This is a genomic window from Methylophilus sp. DW102, from assembly GCF_037076555.1.
Lineage (GTDB): Bacteria > Pseudomonadota > Gammaproteobacteria > Burkholderiales > Methylophilaceae > Methylophilus > Methylophilus glucosoxydans.
Map to the genome: position 1 here is coordinate 759,276 of NZ_AP029023.1, position 23,010 is coordinate 782,285.

Below are 23,010 nucleotides of genomic sequence, written 5' to 3' on the forward strand. Positions count from 1 at the left end.
AGAATAGTCCGCATATTAATCCGTTGTCATTAATTCATCAACAAACTGACGCTGTGCAATCATTTTTTTGTCACAAATTTTGAGCACACTTGCTGCACATTAATATCAATGTGTGCAACACATGGACACCACAATCACAGGGATCGATCAGGCCAATGATCAATGGACGTTGGCACTGAATGAGGAACAACGCACGCTATTTATGGAGGTGATCGAGGAATCACTTCGTCTGCAAAATCGTGCACATTTATTTAACTGGTTGCAGCGTGGTTTTCAATGCTTGCTTGCCCATGAGGTTGTCATTATTGCAGTTCGTGGGATGGAGCGCGCCAGTTATGATTACGAGTACCTGACCTCTAGCCGCTATTTCGGCGATAGCCAGTTTGATCTGGTATTGCACGAGCAGGAAGGTCTGGTGAATCAGGCTTTTACACAATGGGCAAAGCTAGGTACGCCATTGTTTTATACCACTGAGCATGCCTCGCAGGTGCATACGCACTATGCGATAGAGCAAGTGGCCGCCGAGCCTATGCTGTTGTCTGAGCTCAAGCGGTTCGTAGTGCATGGGTTTGGTAATGAACATAGCCGGATTGCCACCATGGTGATGTTTGGTCGTTTGAGTTCTCCGGCGAATGCGCGTAGTGCGCATCTGCTGGAATTGCTAATGCCGCATTTGCACTGTGCGATTGTCAAAGTCACGTCCAATAAGTCTCCTGCCATCATGTCCACCAGTAAGCATGGCAGGGTCAAACCGCTCAGTAAGCGCGAGGTGGAGGTGTTGGAGTGGTTACAGGCAGGCAAGACCAATTGGGAGATTGGCAATATTATGCAGGTCAGCCCGCTCACAATCAAAAATCATGTTCAGAACATCTTGCGTAAGCTGGATGTCGAAAACCGCAGTCAGGCCGCCAGTAAAGCGCTTAAGCTGGGCTTGATTAACCGCAAGCAATAAATCTCTCTTCTCTATTCTTTCTTTTAATACTCTTATTCCATAGTCCGATAGGACTAGTCCTTGTTCAATCGTTGTCATCTGCCTCTCTTAAAATTTTTGGGATGATTTGATCGGCATTTGTAGCATTGGTCGCGACTAGTCTTGATGGACTACTAAGTTATCGCATCCTTGTAATACCCGCCTGTCACCATTCTTGTGTTTTTTTGAATCGCCATTTAGTGGTTTGTTCTTTCAGCTGTTTTAAATAATTTTTAGGAGAGGTTTATGAAATTCCAATACAAAGCATTGGTTGCTGCCTTGGCATTATCCGCAGCAACTATTCCAGCACAAGCTGCGATGACATTTGCAACAAGCGGCAGCTCTAGCATGATTCTCACTTTGCTGGACTTCAACAGCAACATGTCAGCGACATTCGATCTGGGCTACAGCTACGACACTTTTCAAACTATGGTTAATGATGCACACAAAACAGGTGTGTTGTCAGCTGACGGTTTGACTAAGACCATGTCGTTTGATTTGGCCGGTGGTGATTACGCAAATGCCTGGAGTACGTTCTGGGGCACAGCTACTGCTTCAACAACCAAATGGGCTGTTTACGCTGCTGATGGTACTGGTAGTGGTGTTGGTGCACGTGGCATTATTTCTACATACGCATCAGGTGCTAACCTGACTAACTCTAACCAGTTGCAGACTTCGATTACTAACTTCAACGGCTACATGACCAATAATAATGCCTTGGATAATCATAACTCTGTCGACAATGGTGCTAGCGTTGTTTCATCCAACCTTTCCCAAGCTTATGCAGGTCGCGCCGTAGCTTACGGTTCGACAGGTCGTATCAATGGTCAAGGTCATGTTTCCATGAAAGCTTTGGATTCAAGCATGACCGTTGTGCAACAGCTGACTGGTGCAGCTGCTGGTTCACCAGTTGCTTTTAACGTTTTGAGCGGTCCAAACGGTAATTACTCATTCAAAATGACTTCAACTGGCGCGCTGGAATTCGTTGTTCCAGTTCCAGAAGCTGATAGCTATGCAATGTTGCTGGCTGGTTTGGGTGTGATCGGTTTGGTTGCCCGTCGTCGTAAGGCTTAACAATATCTAAACAAAAGCCATGAAAAAACGGCTGGTGTGGTCACTGGCCGTCATTCAAACTTTTATCTAAGGAAGCGAAAAATGTTTAAGTTTAACAAAGTATTTCTGGCTGTGGCTGCAACCCTGTTTGCTGGTCAAGCATTGGCAGCACCTGTGACTCAGGCACAAATCAATACTGCACGCAATGCAAATACATTGAAAGAAACCTGGATTTCCGGTAACTCAGCCCCTACATACAACGTGTTTCAAGGCTTTGCAGCAGGTTGCGATGCAAACACGCTGTCAGTATTCAATAATGGTTCTTCAACAACAGCAGTAAGACCTGGCGCTTCTGCAGCTAGCAACTTCCTGGCTTATGCCTGCGTGCGCGGTGGTAATGTTTCAGTGGTTTACCATACCATTGACGGTGGTTCATTTAATGCATACGCACCACATATTCCAAACGATGTAGATGGTGATGGCGTATTCGGTACGACTAACCTGCGTCGTATTGCTAAGTTGGGTGCAAACTCTGCTTGTGTTGCACAAACTGGCACATTGTCTTTGCCTAACCAAACTGCGATTCCTTCCTACCGTTCTTGCGCTATCGTAACGCCAGCCACTGCTCCAGATGGCGCGACCGCTTTGCCTGCCGGTGGTTTCTCCGACGTTGAGGCCGCACTGTTCGGTATTTCAACCGATGGTTACGGTACTGAAGCCAATGCTAACGTTGGTCAAGTGTTTGGTATTGCTACCTCTACTTCCTTGTACCGTGCAATGCAAGTTGCACAAGGGATTTACGCAAGTGTTGGTGCGGCAGACAGTGCTGACCCTAATTATCTGCCAGCCAATGCGCCAAGCATCTCCCACGCACAATATGCCTCTATCGTCAGTGGTACTGCAGCTAATGCAGGCATTCTGGTTCCTGGCTCAACAGCAGCCTTGAATCTGGCACGTCGGGTACCTACTTCTGGTACGCAAGCCTCTTCAAATGCTACCTTCTTGCGTAACCCATGTAATGGTGACCCAGCGATTGCAGGTGCTCTGGCTCCAGTTGGCGCTGCTGACTCTACCTCAACCTTGATCATCACTGAAGGTTCAGGTACTGGTAACGCCAAATCAGCATTGTCTACCTCCGGTTTCGCTATCGGTGTATTGTCTCTTGAGAACAACTGGCGTACAGATACATCTTCTAATGGTTACCGTTATATCAAGCTGGATAACGTACACCCAGAAGCGCCTATCGCTGGTTCTGGTCAAACTGTAGATGCCAATGCGCGTTACACAGCGGCTCAAGGTTTGTATGACTTCCACATGGAGATGAAATCTTTTGTGGCTAACTCAGCTACCGGTACATTTGGCGAGACTGTGATCAACGAAATTGTTGGTGCATTCACAGGTTTGGATTGTGCTGAAGTTCCACGTGGCCTGACAATCAACCCATTCGCAGGTTCTTCTTGCACAGTGGGTCAAGTGGTTGCTAAAGGCTCACGCAACGGTAACAACTGCCAAGCTCAACAATTGTTCTAATTTCAGTATATAGCAGCCAAAAGCTGCAAATTCTGATTAAAAGCACACCCTAACCGGGTGTGCTTTTTTATTTTTTAACACAAAAACAGCAACACAATTTATGCCTTGAAAGTCTCGCTGCAATGACCCATAAGGACTAATGAAAATAGGTCATGGACTAGTCCGTATTTCATCTTTGTGACACGCAGTGCTTTCAAAATGGCAAGCCTCAGTAAGTGCCTCTGGCGATTAAAAGTAGAAAGGTGTTGCAATTGTTGCTTCGTGTGATGAGTTGTGTGTGTGTCTTGTGGTCTTTTGCAGTCTGTGCAGAGGAGGCCGAGTCAACTGCGCCACAGCCCGTCAATGCCTGGGGGGCCGAAGTCAGTGATAAAACAAAGGTAGAGGAGACTGCAGCCAAGGATCAGTTTGATATTTTTGAATATGTCGTCAATGGCAATACCGTACTCAGTGTCACTGAGGTAGAAAAAGCGGTTTACCCCTATCTAGGTGAGCATCGCTCGATTGAGGATGTCGAGAAGGCACGTACTGCGCTAGAGCAGAGCTTTCATGAGGCAGGCTACCTGACAGTATTTGTGACCATCCCCGAGCAAGAGGTGAATGCAGGCGTCGTCAAGCTGGATGTGCTCGAGGGCAAGGTGGAGCGCTTGAGTGTGGTTGGTTCCAAGTATTACTCACTGGGTAAAATTAAGCAGCGTGTGACCGAGTTTAAAGAAGGGACTGTGCCGCACTTCCCCACCGTACAAAAACAAATTGCTTCGGTCAATATTAATCCTGATCGCGTGGTCGCACCGGTGCTGCGTCCGGGCAAGTCCCCAGGCATGGTTGAAGTCGATTTAAAAGTGGATGACAAATTTCCACTGCACGCCAGTCTTGAATACAACAACCGCTACACGCCTAACACCACCAAAACCCGCTTAGCGGGCAATCTCCGATACGACAACCTCTGGCAAAGCGATCATAGTGTGAGCTTCGGCTTTCAGGTGACGCCAGAAGATACCAATGAAGTCAAAGTGTTTTCAGGCACTTATGTGATCCCTTACGCTGGAGACTATTGGGCAGCATACGCCGTGATGTCAGAGAGTGATATCAGTGCCGTGGGCGACCTGAATGTGATTGGTAACGGTAACATTTATGGTTTGCGTTACATCCATCCTATGACGAGTCCTGTTAAGTCATACAACCATAATTTGACCCTCGGTGTGGACTACAAGGACTTTAAACAAAACACCCGTCGATTAGGCGCAGACTTAGATAGCAACCCTATCACTTATTTACCATTCTTGATTGGTTATACAGGTAGTCTGATTACGCCAGAAAGTACTACCAAGCTTGATCTGAACTTTATCTTCGCGACTAAAGGATTGGTGAGTGATGACAGAGAGTTTTTCGCCAGACGATCCTTCGCGCGTCCAAATTATTCTTACTTGCGAGGCCAGTTTGAGCACACGCAAACTTTGCCGCAGCAGTGGCAGTGGTATGGCTCTATAGGCGGACAGGTAACAGGCGATGCGTTGATTTCAAATGAGCAATATTTCATCGGTGGTCTGGATACGGTACGCGGATTTCAAGAGTCCAGTGCTCTGGGCGATGTCGGTGCCAATTTCACGACTGAGCTTAGGTCGCCCCCTTTGCAAAAATATGCCGGTTCCTGGGTAAAGGAAATGCGTTTGCTGGCTTTTTATGACTACGGTCTGGCCAGAACCCGCAATCCAGATATCCAGCCAGATGACAGGTTCTCCCAAATCGAGCGCTACATTTTGTCTTCTTATGGTTTTGGGCTGGATATGAAAGCGGCTCAAGGCATATTCATGCGTCTGGATTTTGCCCGTGTTTTGCAATCCAGCTGGATATTGGATAACGGACGTACTGCACCAACCAAGCCTGCTGGCATGGCTGAGAGTGGAGATACACGATTGCATTTTAAAGTCGGTTTTGATTGGTAGTAGCAGAGTAGTTAATTGAAGTTTCTGAGGTGAGCGTATGAACAAGTTACGATTTAAATTGGTATTTAGTAAACGCCTTGGCATGCTGGTGCCAATCGCCGAGATCGCGCGTACACATCAAAAATCAGTGACTTCAGTCTGTTCCGAAGGCAATGCTTGCGACAGTGAGACTGGTATTCCACTAACTGTTTGGAAAGTTTCAAGTGGCACCGTGGCATTGTTGTTGGCCGGTTGCTTGAGTATTTTATCTGCTCCGGTGTTGGCGATTGATGTCAACGCATTGCCAGTAAAAGACGCAAACTACACACTGCCGAGTGGGGTCCAAATTAACACCCCTGCCAATAACATCATGAACATTAATACAGCGATCCGTAATGCGATTATTCGCTGGAATAGTTTTAATGTCGGCTCAAACGCGACTGTCAATTTCAATATGCCTGATGCACAATCCAGTGTGCTTAACCGCATCACAGGTAATTCTGCCAGCTATATTAACGGCATACTGAATTCCAATGGCCATGTTTATATTGTTAACCAAAACGGCATCTATTTTGGGGCAGGCTCGCAGGTGAATGTCGGCTCATTAACGGCAACAACACTGGATGGCAATAATATTGAGACCATTTATAAAAATGGTATTTTGTCTAATAAAAATGAGCCAGTGTTTTCTTTTGCTGACGCAGTCGGTGTGATTGAGGTTGCAGGTAAAGAGTACGACAAGGATGGCAATGTGGTCAAAGAGGAGGCAAAGATTACCGCAAAATCCGGTGGTCGTGTCATGCTGCTCGCCCCAGATGTCACCAATAGCGGGATTATTAAAACGCCTGAGGGTCAAACCATTCTCGCTGCAGGCAAAACCATTTATCTCAGTACACTAGACAAATTTGCCGGCTTGCTCGTCGAAGTGAGCTCAGGGGGTACAGCGACTAACCTGGGCCAGATTGTTGCTGATCATGGTAATGCCAGCTTGATTGGGTTGGCTGTCAACCAGCAAGGCACCATTTCTGCTTCGACTTCTGTGCGTGCGAATGGCTCCATTTTTCTAAAAGCTGAGCAAATTGGCAGCAAGAGTGGTGATGTTAATATCAATCCAGTGTATGGCAAAGTGAACCTGGGTAAAAATAGTCAAACATCGGTGACTATTGATGTTGATGATAAAGAAGAAATTACTGATAAGCAGACCCTGCCACAATCTCTATATAAGCTGAATGGTACGCAAACAACGACCACTTTAATTGATGGCTCTGTGATCAATATACAGGGTAAAGATATCAATATTGATGGGCTTGTCGCGGCTAAGAGTGGCCATGTGTTTGTGACTGGGACAGATGTACAAAATAACAATAGCAGTATTTATCTTGGCGATAACGCTGTCATTGATGTTTCAGGGGTCAATGCCACCGCCCCCATGAGCCGTAATCAGTTAGCAATACAACTTTACTCTGATCAGTTACGGGATTCGCCTGTGCTAAGAGGCGGTAACTTATTTAGCAAGATGTTATTTCTTGATGCACGCAAAGGCACCAAGCTATTAAGTCAGAGTGTGCTTGATGAGGCGAAGGCGGGTATTACCAGAACCATTGCAGAACGTTCTACAGACGGTGGCCAGGTCAATTTTTCAGCGGTTAATTTCGTTAGCAAAGCCGACTCTAAAATTGATCTTTCGGCGGGCAGCATCACTTATGATGAAGGGACTATCCGTGAGAGCAGTTTACTAATTAATGGCAAGTGGGTACTGGCGTCAGACGCTTTGCCAAATGTGAATTATCAAAGTATTCAAGATTATTACTCCCTCTCTAGTTTGCGCTCAGGGCAAACTAGAACATGGGCGTTGACCGCCAATGGCTTGAATGGGCGGTCTTCAGCAGGCATTGCGACAGATATATCTGCTGGCGGCTATTGGCAGCCTAGTTACCAAGAGGGGGGCAATGCCGGTAGTTTGAGTCTGACAGCCACCAATATGGCTTTGCAAGGAGCAGTGCAGGCTAGCACGGTTGCAGGGTTATATCAACGCGGTGAGACGGTTGATCATGCGAGTCCACTGGGTGGCCAGTTTAAGCTGGTTTATAACAACTCTGGTAGCCTGAATATTGTTTCCTCAACCAAAAAGCTTGATGACGACTTCAACGAAGATAGCCAGCTGAGTACAGCGCAGACGCAAAGCTCAGAGATCAGTACTGATATGCTGGCAAATGGGGTCAATCGTGTAGACATTGCTTCCAGCGGCCAGGTAAACCTGAATGCTGCAATGCAGTTACAAGCAAATGGTAGCCTCAGCGTCCAGGGCAGTGGTGGCGTCAATGTGAATCAGGATATTCGTTTGCCCTCAGGCTCTGTGACCTTGGCGGCCAGTCAAAATGCTGATGTGGTGGTCGCCAATAATGTCAACATCAATGTGTCGGGTTTGTATACCAATGATATTCCAGGGGTGCCTGGTGCCATGAATGGCAAGATTGGGCTCAACGGCGGCAGTATCACTGTCAATAATGGTTTACGTTTAGGCCAAGGTGCCAAAATGGATGCTTCCTCAGGCGCATGGTTCAATAAGCTTGGTCAGGCTGTAGCCGGCAAAGGTGGCGATATTAATGTCACGCTGGCAGATAACCAGGTCACTGACGGTACTTTTAGCAGTTACGGCATGTTGATCAACGGACAGCAGACGCTGGGTGGGCATTTAACTGTCAATTTACAGGGTGAGCAGTCAACGGGGCTGGTAGAAAATATCCAACTGGGGGGAGCCAACCCACAGAAAAATGACACACTCTGGCTTTCCGAAAACTTCTTTAAACAAGGGGGATTTTCTCAATTCACCGTGAGTAATGCCCAGCGGTGGAACGGGGATATTTTAATTGGTGATCAAGCGAATAGTGCAGTCAATATCACGCCTGAGCAACATGCAAGGACCTTGACCTCCGCTGCCAAGGTTGCACAAAGTGGTAGTGAGTTGAGTGGCTTGGTGAATACAACATCCATGGCTGGGCGCTTGCGGTCACCGACAAGTCTTGAGGTGAAGGCAGGGGATGACCTGACCATGCAATCTAATGCAAGCATCATTACGGATGCGCCCACCAGCAAGACTGGACCACGTGGCAATGTGACGCTGACCTCCAACGGTCAGATGACGATTCTGGGTGACATTGCGGCGCCAGGGGCTGACATTAATCTTTCAATCAATCAAATTCCGGATAACGGTGACTTCACAAGACCCAATTACAGTTTTGACCCTACACTGAGTTTGTATTTGGGCGAGACAGCTTCTCTGGTCGCTAAAGCACAATATGTGAGGCCACCAGCCAGCGACGGTAATTTGCGTTCAGCGTTTGTTACCAAGGCGGGGAATATCTCTTTAACTGCTGGTAATGGTGTACTGATAGCTAAGGAAGGTTCTCGGATTGATGTTTCTGGAACCAGCGGTAACGTTGACTTGAGAGTGGTTGGGGGATACTCAAGGCAGTCTGTTGCGGGGAGTGCGGGGACGATTTCGCTCACTGGCCGTGACGGGATAGCACTGGATGGTACATTAGTTGGTACTGCTTCTGGGGCAGGGGAGGCGGGAACTCTGAATATCACACTCGGTGGTGCGTACAGCCGGGGTACAGAGGGTAGTGATCCGCCATTGTATTTTGCAAATGGTCAACGTGTATTAAATGTGACCAATAGCAAAGTAATCATGGCGGCAAACAATACCGCAGGTGGAAATAACAGCAACCTTATCAACACTTCTAATTCCGCGATGCCTTTGACCACCGCGAAAGGTGTTGGTCAAATTTCAGCTGAACAAATTCGCCAAGGTGGGTTTGATAATGTGGCCTTGAAGGTGGCCAATGTCAGTACGGTAGCCGGAGACGAAATCCACTTCGACAATACCACAATGAGTGTGCCATCGCTGTTAACCTTGGATGCCACGTCATACTCAGGTTCGGCAAACTTGACTGCCTCTACATTGATATTAGCCAATAGCAGTGTGTCTATGCCAAGCACTCAACTGACAGCGGGTAGTGATACGTTTAAGGCGCAGGCAAACTTTATTGAAGTGCAAAATGATGTCAGCCTCAATCATGTGAAAGAAACCTTGTTACAGAGCCGATCAGATATTCGCGGTCGGGGAACGCTTACTGCTTTAAAAAGCCTCGCATCGCTTTCGGCACCTGGCCTGGTACATCTGGACGCTGCTCAAATTTACCCTGCAACCGGTGTGGACTTTACTGTGAACGCAACAGGCTCAGGTAGCACCATTGAGGTCACTAACCAATCAAACACGCCGAGCACTGTGCCTTTATCTGCGGTTGGGACCCTGACCTTAAATGCTGACACCATTACCCAAGCGGGGGTATTGCGTGCGCCGTTAGGCCAAATCACCCTCAATGCTGCTCAAAATCTTACATTGGCACCTGGCAGTTTGACCTCAGTCTCTGCAGAGGAGAGTTTGATTCCTTATGCCGTCACGGTGATTGGCGGGAGTGAGCTTGCCGAGACCAAGGGTGAAAATACCACCTTCATGACAGCCATTGACAAGAAAAAAGTTACGCTTAATGCCAATAACATGAATTTGCAAGCGGGTTCCCGTATTGATATCTCTGGGAATGGCGATACGCTGGCTTATGAATGGATTCAAGGCATAGGCGGCTCATTGGATACCTTATCCCAAGCAGGCTATTACGCCGTATTGCCATCATTGGGAAATCAATATGCGCCTTATGATTATTTGATGAACTCTGGTTCCGATGTCGGCATTGGGCAGGCGATCTATCTGTCCGGCGGCAATGGTCTGGCGGCAGGAAAATATACACTACTGCCTGCACATTATGCACTTTTACCTGGCGCTTTCCTGATCAGCACCAACGGCACTAATCTGCAACTCAACACGCAGTTAACACAGTCAGACGGTAATGGACTGTCTTCAGGCTATTTGACCAAGTTGGATGGCACCAGCCGAGGTCAATACACCAGCTTTAATATCATTAATGGCGATACTTTTTACAAGGATTATGGCAGCAAAAACTATAAAGGGGTTGCAGACTATCTGCTGACCTCCGGCAATACTTTATTGACCAAAAACGCATTGAGGGATGGCAAGGATATTCCGAGGCTGACAAAAGATGCTGGTCAACTTGTGCTGGCAGCTGGCAATAGCCTGAATATTGATGGGGCGATCAATACCAGTGCCGCTGCGGGCGGTAAAGGGGCACTGGTCGATATTTCTTCGAATGATATTCGTGTTGTTTCAAGTGTCGATCCACAACTGACCGGTGTGTTGCAGATTGCCGCAAATCAGCTCAACAATATTCGCGCTGACTCTATTCTGCTTGGCGGTAGCCGCTCAGTGACTGGTAATAAACAGACCATCACCACCACAGCCTCTAATGTCAGTTTCACTAACGATAATAATCATGCGGTGCAATCAGATGAATTCATCGTAGCGTCTAAAGATACGATTACCGTGAATCAAGGTGCAGTCATCCGCACAGGTGTAAGAGCTGATAAAACAGATAAGACGACGCTGGTCACGAGTGGAGATGGTGCAGTCCTGGCCGTATCTGCCAAAAATGATTTTGATTTTTCTAGAACCGATGTATCGGCTACGCCAACCACCGGCAATTTAACAATAGCGGATGGCGCCAGCGTTCAGGCGGCACGTTCACTGGTGCTGGATGCGACCAGCAATGCTGATTTATCTGGCACTGCTGAGGTGGAAGAGGGGGGTACCGTCACGCTGGGGTCAAATCAATATTCAATTGGAGACAAGGCAGTTGCTGGCGCTACGCGCATCAGCTCGGCTACTTTGGATGATTTTGGCCGCCTGTCGGCGATCACCTTCAACAGCTACAAAAATATTGATATTTTTGGCGCGGTGAACTTTGGCAACAGCAACCTGAATATTACCTTTAATACTGCAGGCATTGCACATCATGATGCAGGCGATGTGAGTATTTTTGCGAACAGCTTTAACCTCAAAAACACCAATAACAGCCTGTTTACAGCGCCTGGCGCTTCAACGGGTCAGTTGACTGTCAATGCCAATCAGATTTCATTTGCAGATACCGGCAAGGTTTCTAGCAACATTGATGGTTTTAATACTGTCACCCTGAATGCAAACAAAGACGTGCGCTTTTCAGGGGCGGGTACATTGAATGTAAACGCTGCTCAGACAACTGTGAATAGCGCGGTGATCACTGCAGATTCAGGCAGTAACTATACATTTGCCAATACAGGTAGCTTGCAGACACAGGCGAATGGTCAATCCCCCACAGACACTTCTGGTTTGGGCGCAACGCTTAATTTGTCTGCCAATGATATGCAATTGGGCGGAAAACTGGTCATGAAGGCCGGGGATGTCAATGCTGTGGCGCGGGCTGGTGATGTTAAAGTCGTCTCAGGCGGCGGCATTGATGTGTCGGCTGCAACCGTAGCGTTTGATGAAACACATTCAGCAACCACTGATGCAGGTAATATTCACCTGACTTCCCAGCAAGGCAATGTGCAGCTGGATAGCAACAGTTTACTCAACCTGTCTGGGGGTACAACCAAAGGCAACGCTGGTAAATTGCAGGTAGATGCGAAAAATGGCCGTTTCATCACGGCTGATAATACCTTTCAAGGTCAAGCTGCCCAAGGCCAGAAAACGGCCTCACTCCAGCTTGATGTCTCCAATCTGGATAATTTCAGCGATGTGAACAAGGCGTTAGAAACCGGTAAGGTTAACGAAAGCCGGGATATCCGGGTACGTAATGGCGATGTCACTATCGCGAATAGCGATACGGTGACGACACATACATTTACGCTCGGTGTTGATAATGGCAATGCTACCGTGGCGGGTCATATCAATGCAGATGGTGATAAAGGTGGCGATGTAGCGATTTATGCCAATGGATTGGTGACATTGACGAATACCGCCCAAATCACCGCGCGTGGTACACAAGCGAACCAGTCAACAGGAGATTTGCAAACGGGTTCAGGCGGGACCGTGTTATTGTCCTCTGACAGTCTGGCTACTCAAAATGCCGTTTCTGCAGATTCTGGTGCACTCATTGATGTGAGTGGCTACGACAAAGCCGCAAATAACAATGTAGGTGTGGATGGCGCAGATGGTTCAGTGACCTTGCGTGGGCGTCGTGGCACCAATGGCACGGCCAATACTGTGAATGTTGCATTCAATACCACTTCGGCGATCAAAGGCGCTAACGAGGTGGTGGTTGAAGGTAGCCGTACCTACACCTCGAATACATTCACTGCGGCAGCCATGGCTGGCATGATTACGGACACGAACAGTTTTTATAATGCCAATAACGGGGCGAGTGCGTATAGCGTGACTCAGGATGGTGTGGCTGCAAAAGTATTGCCGCACATAGAGGTACGCAGTACGGCGGGTAGCTCTCCTACCGCAATGACGGTTGGGCCTGCTGATATAAACTTGCGTTCGTTTGGCAGTTTGTTGGCAGGGCGTGGCGGGTCATTGACCTTGCGCTCAAATGGTAATCTTAATTTGACCGGATCTTTAAGTGATGGCTTCAGTACCGCTACGACTGCTGGGTTATTGCAGTCAAATACCAACACATTTAATTTTAATTTGATTGCCGGGGCCGACTATAACGCTGCAAATATCACCGAGACTCAGGCAGGGACAGGTGATTTCAAGCTCGAAAATAACAAACTCATCCGTACGGGTGAGGGCAATATCACAATTGCTGTGGGTGGCAATATGTCACTTGGAAATACAGGCTCCGTGATTTACACCGCCGGCAAACAGGTGCCTAATCTTACTGGTTTTACGCCAGCTTCTACTGGAACCAATGTGCCAACGGCAGCAAGCTATGTCAATAATGGCGGGGATATTGCCATTCAGGTTGCCGGGAACATTACCGGTGTAGCCACGACACAAAGCGTCAACCAGTGGCTGTTACGTCAGGGGGGTAATGGTGCAGATACCAGCTGGTGGGTTCGTCCAGACTTGTTCCAGCAGGGGATTGCTGCACTGGGCGGCGGCAATGTCAGCATTCAGGCTGGAGGTAATATCACTAACGTTTCCGCCTCCTCAGCAACCAATGCTCAATTTGTCAAAACGCTGGATGCGCAAGGCAATGAAGTCCGCACAAGTTTGGTGAACGGTGGCGGGGATGTGTCTGTGTCCGCTGGGGGCAATCTTGTGAATGGTGTCTACTATGCCGGTCGTGGGCAGCTTGATTTACAAGCGGGAGATAGCATTCCAGGACCAGCAGATGCAGCCCAGGCACCTGGTGCCAATGGCGTTGTGATTGCTCTGCAGGATGCCAGTGCAACAGTTACAGCCAAAAACAATATCAAAGTACAAACGGCTTTTAACCCAACGCTTTGGATGCAAGGCGTTTTAACAGCGGCGAGTCAAATTACAAATAGTACTTTCTTCAATACTTATGCTGAAGACTCTGCTTTAAACGTGACTTCTTTGTCTGGCAATGTCGAGGTTGGCCAAAGTAACAGGACATCTATTTCGAGTACAGGGTTTAGTTCGCAAGCGTATGGTACTGTAACTGGTCTTGATATGTCAGCTATTCATCCTGGTACAGTAAATGCAACAGCTTTCAATGGCGATATCACAGCCTATAGAATGATTCTTGCACCTAGTAAGCTCGGTAATTTGAATTTGATGGCCGCGGGTAACGTCCTTGCTGGAGCTGGATTAATTGGAGGGACAAAGCCTACAGCGAACATTCTTATTTCGGATGCCGATTTAAGCACAGTGTTGAATGTGTTTAACCCGACCATAGGTAGCCCGAGCAATGGTACCATTACCAGCATTCTGGCCAGTATCAAAACCGGTGTTTCTGCAGTGCCTGTGCATCAAAATGATTCAACGCAAGCTACAATCATCGCCCGTGATGGTGATGTGAGACTGACCGGTTCGCCTTCAAGTGATGTCGACAATGTTTACGGTATCAAATCATCAAAACCGGTTTACATCAGCGCGGGTAATAACGTGACCTTACATGCCTCTATTCAGCACAATAATGTTGGTGATGTGTCTGAAATCCATGCGGGTAAAGACTTTGTGATGGATAACGGCGAACTAGGTTCGCGTGTCGATATTAATGGACCTGGTGAGGTACTGATTGAAGCTGGTCGCAATATTGATCTGGGCAATACCAGCGGCATTCTCTCGCTCGCAAATACTGTGAATCCCAATCTTTCCGATAAAAGTGCGAATGTCACCTTGCTGGCTGGCATGGGTCAATCTGGCGAAGATATAGAGGGTTTTGTGGGGACTTATATTAATCCAAATGGCGCCGGCCCAGCCTCTCTACAAGGCAATGCAGAGGCATTGGCGGAATATCGTCAGGGCACGGCAACGCGGGTGCAGGCTTATATGAACGAAATCACAGGTAGTAAAAATCCGGTGACGGGTCAACCCTATACGCAGCAAGAAGCAATGGCAGGCTTTTTAAGTCTGGATAAAACCCAGCAAAAGGTGTTTGCCTTGCGTGAGTTCCAGGTAGAGTTGTTGGCTGCTGGTAAAGAGTACGTGAAGAATAAGAGCACGGTAAGAAGTGATAATGTGATTGCCTCACTGTTCCCGGCCAAAGACTACAGCGGTGACATCTTGATGTATCAAAGTCAGATCAAAACCTCAAGAAATGGCAATATCAGCTTGTTTGCTCCTGGCGGCTTGGTGAATGCGGGTATCGCGGGTAATAGTTCTGTGGGTGATCGCATCGGTATTGTGACTGAAAAAGGCGGTAGCATTAATTCTTACTCTGACGGCAGTTTTATGGTGAACCAGTCTAAAGTGATTACACAGTACGGCAGTGACATTTTGATCTGGTCTAATCATGGGGATATTGATGCTGGTCGGGGTTCAAAAACCGCGATATCAGTGCCTGAGCGAGTGGTTACCCCCAATGCATATGGCGATATTACTGTTGAGGTGAAAGGGGTCGCTTCAGGTTCGGGTATTCGTGCCCAGAGTTATGATCCTGATGGCCCAAGCGGCAGCATTGTTGCACCTGATAAAGGCTCCGTCGCATTATTCGCGCCGCGTGGATTACTTGATGCAGGTGAGGCGGGGATTGAGGCGGGTAACTTGCTGATTGGGGCCCCCGTCATTTTGAATGCCTCCAATATTTCAGTGTCCGGTAGTTCGGCTGGTGTTCCTGCAGCAGATACAGGTAGCTTGGCCGGGTCATTGGCGAACTCAACCAACACCTCTGCGGGTGCAAGCAACGCGCTGACAGAAAACCTGGCTAGCCAGATGAGTAGCCAGAATACTGTTCCGCGTGACTTGCCACCGATTGTCACGGTTAAAACCATTCGACTCGAAGATTAGCCGGTTACATTTCACACTTTTACGCCCGCCTTTTGGTGGGCATTTTTATTTCTGATCCCTACCTCTGCTGAGTCATGAAGAAGTGTCTTTCTAAGGGCTGTTCTGATTACACGGACTAGCGGCCACATAGTCAAGCAAGACTAAAAAAGTACAAATCTAGCCCTCTTTTTAGCAGTTTTCATAGTCCGAGCTACCTAGTGTTATGGCGCGAAAATTAATATTGGCAGCAATCTAAGTTGCTAAAGTATTCAGGATTTTACGTGAGCGGATAACGACGGAGTTCTGAATGAAACTAAAAAAAATGCATTGGTTGCTGGCTTGTCTGGGCTGGTCTTCTTTAAGTCTTCCCTTACATGCCGAGGTGGTGATTAGTCAGGTGTATGGCGGACAGGGCAGTGTGTATAACCAGGACTACGTTGAGTTATTCAACAACGGTAGCGCTGCGGTTGATATCAGTGGCTGGTCTGTGCAGTATGCCAGCGCGACAGGGACGGGGAATTTTTCTGCCAATGGGGTGACTACTCTGTCTGGCTTGTTGCAAGCGGGTCAATATTACCTGGTGGGTTTGCGTAGCGCAGCCAATGGTTCAGCCTTGCCAACGCCTGATGCCAGCAATAATGGCACTGATATGAGTGGCACCAATGGCAAGGTGGTGCTGGTTAAGAGCAGTACTGGCCTGACTTGTAATGGCAGCTCTAACCCATGTAGCAGCAGCCAGTTGGCGCAGATTGCTGATCTGGTGGGCTACGGCACGGCTAACTTTGCTGAGGGTTCAGCAGCGCCGGCGATTAGCAGCAGCAAGGCCTTGTTGCGCAAAGGCGACGGTTGCCAGGATACCAACCAGAACAGCAGCGATTTTGTCGCTGGCACGCCTGCGCCACGCAATAGCAGCACGGCCGTGAATGTGTGCGGTGGCGGCAATAGTGGTGGTGGCAGCACAGGTAATCAACCGATTGTGACTTCCTGCCCGGCGATTACGCTGCAAGTGGGCGAGGCAGGTGCAGGCCAGGTGCAGGCGTCGGATGCTGACAGTGTAGTCAATGCAGCGACCTTGGCTTCTAATGCGCCAAATGGCGTGAGCCTGGTTAATTTTGCCGCAGCCAGCAATGATGGCCAGTCAGCCAGCGCCGCTTTGCAACTGGATGGCAGCTTGCCAGCCGGACAATATACGGCCGATATCCAGTTTGCCAATAACGAAGCGCAGACCGCGACTTGTACCGTCAATATCACGATCAAAAACAGCAATATCACGCGTATTTACCAGATTCAGGGCAGCGCATTGGGCACCGCCTCTGTCAGCCCGCTGAATGGTCAAACCGTCACCACTGAGGGTGTGGTCACAGCAGTATTCCCAAGCCTGAACGGGTTTTATCTGCAAGATGCGAGCGGTGACGGCAACCCACAAACCTCAGACGGTGTGTTTGTGTACCTGGGAACCGGCGTTGCACCTACCGTCAGCAAAGGTCAAAAAATCCGCTTAACTGCCAACGTGACCGAGTTCAATACCATCACTGAGTTGGTGAATGTGAGTGGTTTGCAAGTATTAAGCAGCAACAATGTCATCTTGCCGACAGACATTAGCCTGCCTGAAGTGACCGAGGGCGATCTGGAAGCCTACGAGGGCATGCTGGTGCGTATCACCACCCCCATGACCGCCTCACAGAATTACTTTTTGGGTCGCTATGGTCAAGTCACGCTGTCTGCGGATGGCCGCATGCTCAAGCCTAGCAATCTGTATCCAGCCAACTCTGCGGCAGCAGCCCAGTTAGCGGATGAGAATGCCCGTCGCCGTTTGGTGCTCGATGACGGCAGCAGTGCACAAAATCCTAACCCGATCCCGTTTATCGGGGAAGACAATACGCTGCGCGCCGGCGATATAGTACAAAACCTGACCGGGGTGATTGATTATGGCCTGATCACGGCCTCCAGCACCGGCCCACGCGATTACAAGTTGAATCCTACCGAGCCTGTGCAGTTCCAGCGTGAAAACCCACGTACGGCAGCGCCTGCCAGTGTGCCGGGCAATCTCAAGATTGCCAGCTTTAACGTGCTGAATTACTTCACCACCTTTGCCAATGGCGCCACAGCGAGCGGCCAAACTGGCCAGGGCTGCAGCCTGGGCGGCAGTGTTTCTGCCTCTAACTGCCGCGGTGCCAACAACCTGGCCGAGTTTAACCGCCAGCGTAACAAAATCATCCGCGCATTAAGTGCAATGAATGCGGACGTGGTGGGCCTGATGGAAATCCAGAATAACGGCAGCACCGCTGTCCAAAATCTGGTAGACGGTTTGAATGCCGCGGTTGGTGCCAATACTTATGCGGCGATTGCTGATCCAGTGACTGGCACAGGGACTGACGCGATCAAAGTGGCGATGATCTACAAGCCTGCCAAGCTGACCCCGGCTGCGGCGGCCTTGTCTGATAACGACAGCATCAACAACCGTCCAACCTTGGCACAAACCTTCAAGGCGGCCAATGGCGAAAAATTCACAGTGTTGGTCAACCACTTTAAATCCAAGAGCTGCTCCGATGCCTCCGGTAGCAATGCCGATCAGGGCGATGGTCAGGGCTGTTACAACACGCGCCGTGTGGCCCAGGCCGATCGTTTGTTGCAATTCATCAATACCGTACAAGCGCAAGCAGGTGATCAGGATGTAGTGGTGATTGGCGACCTGAATAGCTATGGCAAAGAAGATCCTATCCTGACCCTGACCTCAGGCGGCTTGCAGGACCAGATTGCCCGCTTTAGTGGCGACAGTGATTACTCCTATGTGTTTGATGGCGAGTCTGGCTATATCGACCACGCCTTGGCCAGCAACAGCATGGCGGCACAAGTGACTGGCACGACCCACTGGCACATCAATGCCGACGAGCCCATGGTGATTGATTACAACACCGAATTCAAACCGCAAGACCTGTATAGCGATAGTCCATACCGCTCATCAGACCATGACCCGGTCATTGTCGGCGTGCAATTGGTGAAAACAGTCAATGGCACGAATCAGCGCGATACGCTGACCGGCACCGCAGGCGATGATGTGCTCACCGGCGGCTTGGGTGCGGACACCCTCACTGGTCTGGCCGGGCGCGATACCTTTGTTTACCAGAGCATGCGTGATGCCACTGACACCATTACCGACTTTACGCCAGGTGAAGACCAGTTGCAGATCAGCGAACTACTGCAAAGCCTGGGTTACAGCGGCAGCCAGCCGTTTGCTGATGGCTTCGCCCGCTGGGTGAGCGTATCAGGCGGCGTGCAATTGCAAATCGATGCCGATGGCACAGGAGGGACGGCCACCGCCAGACCACTGGTCACACTGAAAGGATTAGCCATGAATCAACTGGATGCACAACGCGATGTGCGCTGGTAATCAACCATAACAAATCAATAAGTTGTTTTTAACAAACCGAGTGAGAGGATATTTAAGATGAAAAAAATCAGTTTAATGGCAGCTTTGTTGCTGTCCAGCCAAGCCAATGCGGCCCTGAATGCCGGTGACATCATGTTCACTGCGTTTAATGCCGATGAAGATGGTTTGTCATTTGTGACCTTTGTCGATATCGCCGCCAACACCACCATTTTCTTCAGCGATAACGAATGGACTGGCAGCGCTTTCAACAGTGGCGAAAGCTATAACCAGTGGGTTTCCAGCGACGTGGTTGCTGCAGGCACAGTGGTACGTTTCTCTGCCTACGACAAAACCAGCCTGTCTGCTTCCACTGGCGTGCTGTCTCGTGTCAGCGTGAGCGGTAGTGCAAACTGGGGTATTTCGAATTCTGGCGAAACTGTTTATGCCTACCTGGGTACTGCTGCGACTGCACCAACCACATTCTTGAGCGCCATTACCAACGGGACGTTTGATGCCCATGGCCCTCTGAACAACACTGGTTTGACTGCAGGCGTGAACGCCATTGAATTGACGGCTAAAGCCGGTGCCTCCAGCAATCCTGACTACGCCGAGTATAACGGTGTACGTGGTGGCCTGAATCACTTTACTGATTACAAGGCGCAAGTGGCTAACGTCAATAACTGGAATGTAGACACTGTAAACAACAGTGATTCTGCTGCATTGGTGCCCAATACCACAGCGTTTACCGTGGCTGCTGTGACGCCAGTACCTGAAGCTGACAGCGTAGGCATGTTGCTGGCTGGTCTGGGTGTGTTGGCACTGGTACGTCGTCGCCAATCCCGTTAATCCCTAAAGCGTCTATTAATCATTTGTCAGGAGTGTCATGCAAGTGCATGGCACTTTGTGGAGAAAAGCATGTTTAAACTGAAACAATTAGCGGCGTGTGTGGCTTTGGCCATGAGCGCCAGCACTGTATGGGCTGAGGGCGTGACCCTGTTGCATGTGGGGGATCAGGAGAGCTGGTTGCTGTCTGCCCAGGGCAACCTGCGTGACACCAGTGCCCAGGCAATTTCATTTTATGGTGGCGTCGACCGTCTGGCGACCGTGATCAAAAATGCCGAAACGGCAGCCGTGGCCCAAGGCCGTACGGTACTCAAGCTCAATGCCGGTGATGCCTTTTTGCCTGGCCCACGTTTCACGGCCAGCCTGAACAACCTCTCTACCAGCTACAGCGATGGCGGTCAGGATTTTTATGACGCGATCGCCTTGCGCCAGATTGGCTTTGATGCCATGGTGTTTGGCAACCACGAGTTTGATCTGGGTCCACAAATGGCTGCGCGTTTTGCTAAAGTAACTGGCAGCACCTATCTCTCTAGCAACCTGGACTTTAACGCCACCGCTGAATTCAGTGCTTTAAAAGCCAGTGGTCAAGTGGCACCTTCCAAAGTGATCACCACCGCAGCGGGTCATAAAATTGGCCTGGTCGGGGCGACTACTCCGCTGTTGCCGACCATTTCTTCACCGGGTGCAGTCAGCGTGATCGGCTACGATGCCAACCACACCGAGGCACAAAACCTGCAAGCCTTGATTCCCCTGATTCAGGCTGAAGTCAATCGTCTGCGTAACGAGCAAGGTGCGACCACCATCATCTTGATGAGCCATCTGCAAAATGCCGCTAACGAAATTGATGTCGTGGTCCCTGCATTGTCCGGGGTGGATCTGGTGTTGTCTGGCGGTGGTCATGAACTCATGGTGGATCCAGATGACCTGCTGATCAACGGCGGTGTCGGTGCCACTTATAATTCTGATCCGGTCTATGCCGTAGATGCCAATGGCCGCAATGTGCCAGTGATGACCAGCCATTTTGGTAACCGTTATGTCGGCCAGCTCAATTTTACGATTGATGATGCCAATGGGACTTTTACAGCAGTGGAATCCAGCAAGATGATGCGCGTGTCTGGCGCGGCCGCCGATGCTGACCGCGTGACTGGGGATGCGACCTTGCAAAGCAAGGTGGTGACACCCGTGCAAAACTATATCAATGCGCTCAATGCACAAATCATCGGCACCACTGCGGTGAAACTAAACGGCCCAACACATACGTCCTGTTCTGCCTTGCCATGCACTTTTGTGGCAGGGGTACGTAATGCCGAAACCGGCTTGGGTGATCTGGTGGCTGATGCGATGCGCTTTGCCGGTAAAACCGATGTGGCGATTCAGAACGGTGGCGGCATCCGTACCAATATCGCTGCGGCTGGCAACGTGTCCGTCGGCGATACTTTTAATATTCTGCCGTTTACCAATCTGGTTAAACGCGCACCCGCCATGAACGCGACCCAGCTCAAAGACTTGCTGGAGCACGGTTATGGCGACACCAGCCCGACCGGTCGTGCCAATGGCCGCTATGCCCAGATTTCTGGCATGCAAGTGATCTACGACAGCCGCAACCCGGCCAGAACCACGCAAGGCACAGGTAGCCGCATTCAACGTGTGGTGCTGGATGACGGCACCGTACTGATTGATAACGGCGTGGTTGTCAACAATAGCCGCACCTTCTCCTTCACCACCATAGACTTTACGGCCGCTGGGGGCGATGGTTACCCGTTTGCAGCCAATGGCGTGGTGTTTGAAAACAGCCCATTCACGATTACCTATCAAGAGGCCCTGGCTAATTACATCCAGACGCCTAAAGCTGAAGGCGGTCTGGGTCGCTTGAACAATGCCGATGGCGATGAAATCACCACCAACCTGTATGGCCTGGAAAACCAGTACGACAAAGGCGGCCGTTTGATTGACCTGGCGATTGCCAACTCGACTGCTGGTGTGACCCGCACGGGCACGGCTGGCCGTGATGTGCTGGTAGGCACTGCGGGGGATGATGTGATCAATGGTGGCCTCGGCGTGGATACGCTGACAGGTGGCGCCGGTAACGACGTGTTTGTCTACAGCAGTCTGCGTGAAGCGGGTGACACCATCACTGACTTTACCCCTTATGCCGACAAAGTGCAGTTAACTGCCTTGCTGGCTTCACTGGGTGTGTCTGCCAATACCGCATTGACTGGTGGCTATCTGCGCCTGGTGGATGTGACAGGCGGTGTGCAGCTTTGGGTAGACAGTGACGGTGCTGCCGGTCCTGCCGCTGCCAGATCGCTGCTCACGCTCAAAGGCCTGACGGCGAAACAAGTGATGCCTGCTCGCGATTTCACACTTTAACGCTCAAGTTTTCACAGTTTTACTAATGCATACTTTTACTATTTAAAAGTTTTACGATTTCAAAGTTTTCTAGAGGAATATTGCAATGAATATGATCAAAAAACTCACTTTGGTGGCCTTGCTGGCAGTGGTGATGCCTGCGCAAGCCGCTATTCAATCCCTGCAGTTTAATGGCCTGGTGGATTCCGGCTATTACAATGGCACCAGCTACCAAGGCTTATTCAGCTTTGATGATGCTGGCCTGCTGTCCAGCGGCACTGAGTTAATTAACCTGAGCAGCTTGAACTTCAAATTTGGCAGCAGCCTGTTTGACTTGGGCACGCCGGCTTTATCCAGTGCGACGGCTGTGTTTCAAGATGGCGTATTTACTGGCATTGAGTGGTCTGTTAACTCGAACAGCCCGGCGATTGGCTTTAGCTTTATCGCGGGCAGTGACGATGCCTCTGATGCTTACTTTGCCTATGACACCACACTGGGTTTGTCCGGTGCTGGTAGCCTGACTTACGCAGCTGCAGTGCCTGAGCCTACCCAGTCTGGCCTGATGCTGCTGGGCTTGGGCGTGATTGGCTGGATCGCTACCCGCCGTCAGTCATAACCCTGTTTGCACTTGTAGCAAAAAAGCCCGGTTCGCCGGGCTTTTTTGCGCTCTGCCTAT

The 23,010-nt window shown here is 49.6% G+C and carries 9 protein-coding genes; all 9 read left to right on the forward strand.

Features of this window, described 5'->3' with window-relative positions:
• Window positions 1-121 precede the first annotated feature (121 nt).
• Window positions 122-952: an XrtB/PEP-CTERM-associated transcriptional regulator EpsA gene (epsA, locus tag AACH41_RS03610; protein ID WP_338656791.1), complete on the forward strand. Its 831-nt coding sequence runs from the start codon at window positions 122-124 to the stop codon at window positions 950-952.
• A 264-nt stretch (window positions 953-1,216) separates the two neighbouring features.
• Window positions 1,217-2,044, forward strand: coding sequence for a PEP-CTERM sorting domain-containing protein (locus AACH41_RS03615; protein ID WP_338656792.1), 828 nt, complete (start codon window positions 1,217-1,219; stop codon window positions 2,042-2,044).
• Between the two features lie 81 nt (window positions 2,045-2,125).
• A complete protein-coding gene (locus AACH41_RS03620; RefSeq protein ID WP_338656794.1) occupies window positions 2,126-3,553 on the forward strand; it encodes a hypothetical protein in 1,428 nt (475 codons plus the stop codon).
• A gap of 242 nt (window positions 3,554-3,795) precedes the next feature.
• The gene (locus AACH41_RS03625; RefSeq protein ID WP_338656797.1) at window positions 3,796-5,496 is read left to right on the forward strand and encodes a ShlB/FhaC/HecB family hemolysin secretion/activation protein; all 1,701 of its coding nucleotides are present in this window, start codon (window positions 3,796-3,798) and stop codon (window positions 5,494-5,496) included.
• A 37-nt stretch (window positions 5,497-5,533) separates the two neighbouring features.
• Window positions 5,534-15,793, forward strand: a complete 10,260-nt coding sequence (locus AACH41_RS03630; RefSeq protein ID WP_338656798.1) for a filamentous haemagglutinin family protein — start codon at window positions 5,534-5,536, stop codon at window positions 15,791-15,793.
• A 286-nt stretch (window positions 15,794-16,079) separates the two neighbouring features.
• Entirely contained in the window at window positions 16,080-19,163 is a 3,084-nt protein-coding gene (locus tag AACH41_RS03635) for an ExeM/NucH family extracellular endonuclease (RefSeq protein ID WP_338656799.1), read from the forward strand.
• A 57-nt stretch (window positions 19,164-19,220) separates the two neighbouring features.
• Window positions 19,221-19,988, forward strand: a complete 768-nt coding sequence (locus AACH41_RS03640; protein WP_313983254.1) for a PEP-CTERM sorting domain-containing protein — start codon at window positions 19,221-19,223, stop codon at window positions 19,986-19,988.
• 69 nt (window positions 19,989-20,057) lie between these two features.
• Window positions 20,058-22,355 (forward strand): 5'-nucleotidase C-terminal domain-containing protein, encoded by a 2,298-nt coding sequence (locus AACH41_RS03645; RefSeq protein ID WP_338656800.1) that lies wholly within the window; start codon window positions 20,058-20,060, stop codon window positions 22,353-22,355.
• 85 nt (window positions 22,356-22,440) lie between these two features.
• Window positions 22,441-22,950, forward strand: coding sequence for a PEP-CTERM sorting domain-containing protein (locus AACH41_RS03650; protein WP_338656802.1), 510 nt, complete (start codon window positions 22,441-22,443; stop codon window positions 22,948-22,950).
• The last annotated feature ends 60 nt before the right edge of the window (window positions 22,951-23,010 follow it).

Coding starts and splice junctions, on each gene's coding strand:
- AACH41_RS03630 (WP_338656798.1), top strand. CDS start 5,534: ATGAACAAGTTACGATTTAAATTGGTATTTAGTAAACGCCTTGGCATG.
- AACH41_RS03640 (WP_313983254.1), top strand. CDS start 19,221: ATGAAAAAAATCAGTTTAATGGCAGCTTTGTTGCTGTCCAGCCAAGCC.
- epsA (WP_338656791.1), top strand. CDS start 122: ATGGACACCACAATCACAGGGATCGATCAGGCCAATGATCAATGGACG.
- AACH41_RS03635 (WP_338656799.1), top strand. CDS start 16,080: ATGAAACTAAAAAAAATGCATTGGTTGCTGGCTTGTCTGGGCTGGTCT.
- AACH41_RS03620 (WP_338656794.1), top strand. CDS start 2,126: ATGTTTAAGTTTAACAAAGTATTTCTGGCTGTGGCTGCAACCCTGTTT.
- AACH41_RS03650 (WP_338656802.1), top strand. CDS start 22,441: ATGAATATGATCAAAAAACTCACTTTGGTGGCCTTGCTGGCAGTGGTG.
- AACH41_RS03645 (WP_338656800.1), top strand. CDS start 20,058: ATGTTTAAACTGAAACAATTAGCGGCGTGTGTGGCTTTGGCCATGAGC.
- AACH41_RS03615 (WP_338656792.1), top strand. CDS start 1,217: ATGAAATTCCAATACAAAGCATTGGTTGCTGCCTTGGCATTATCCGCA.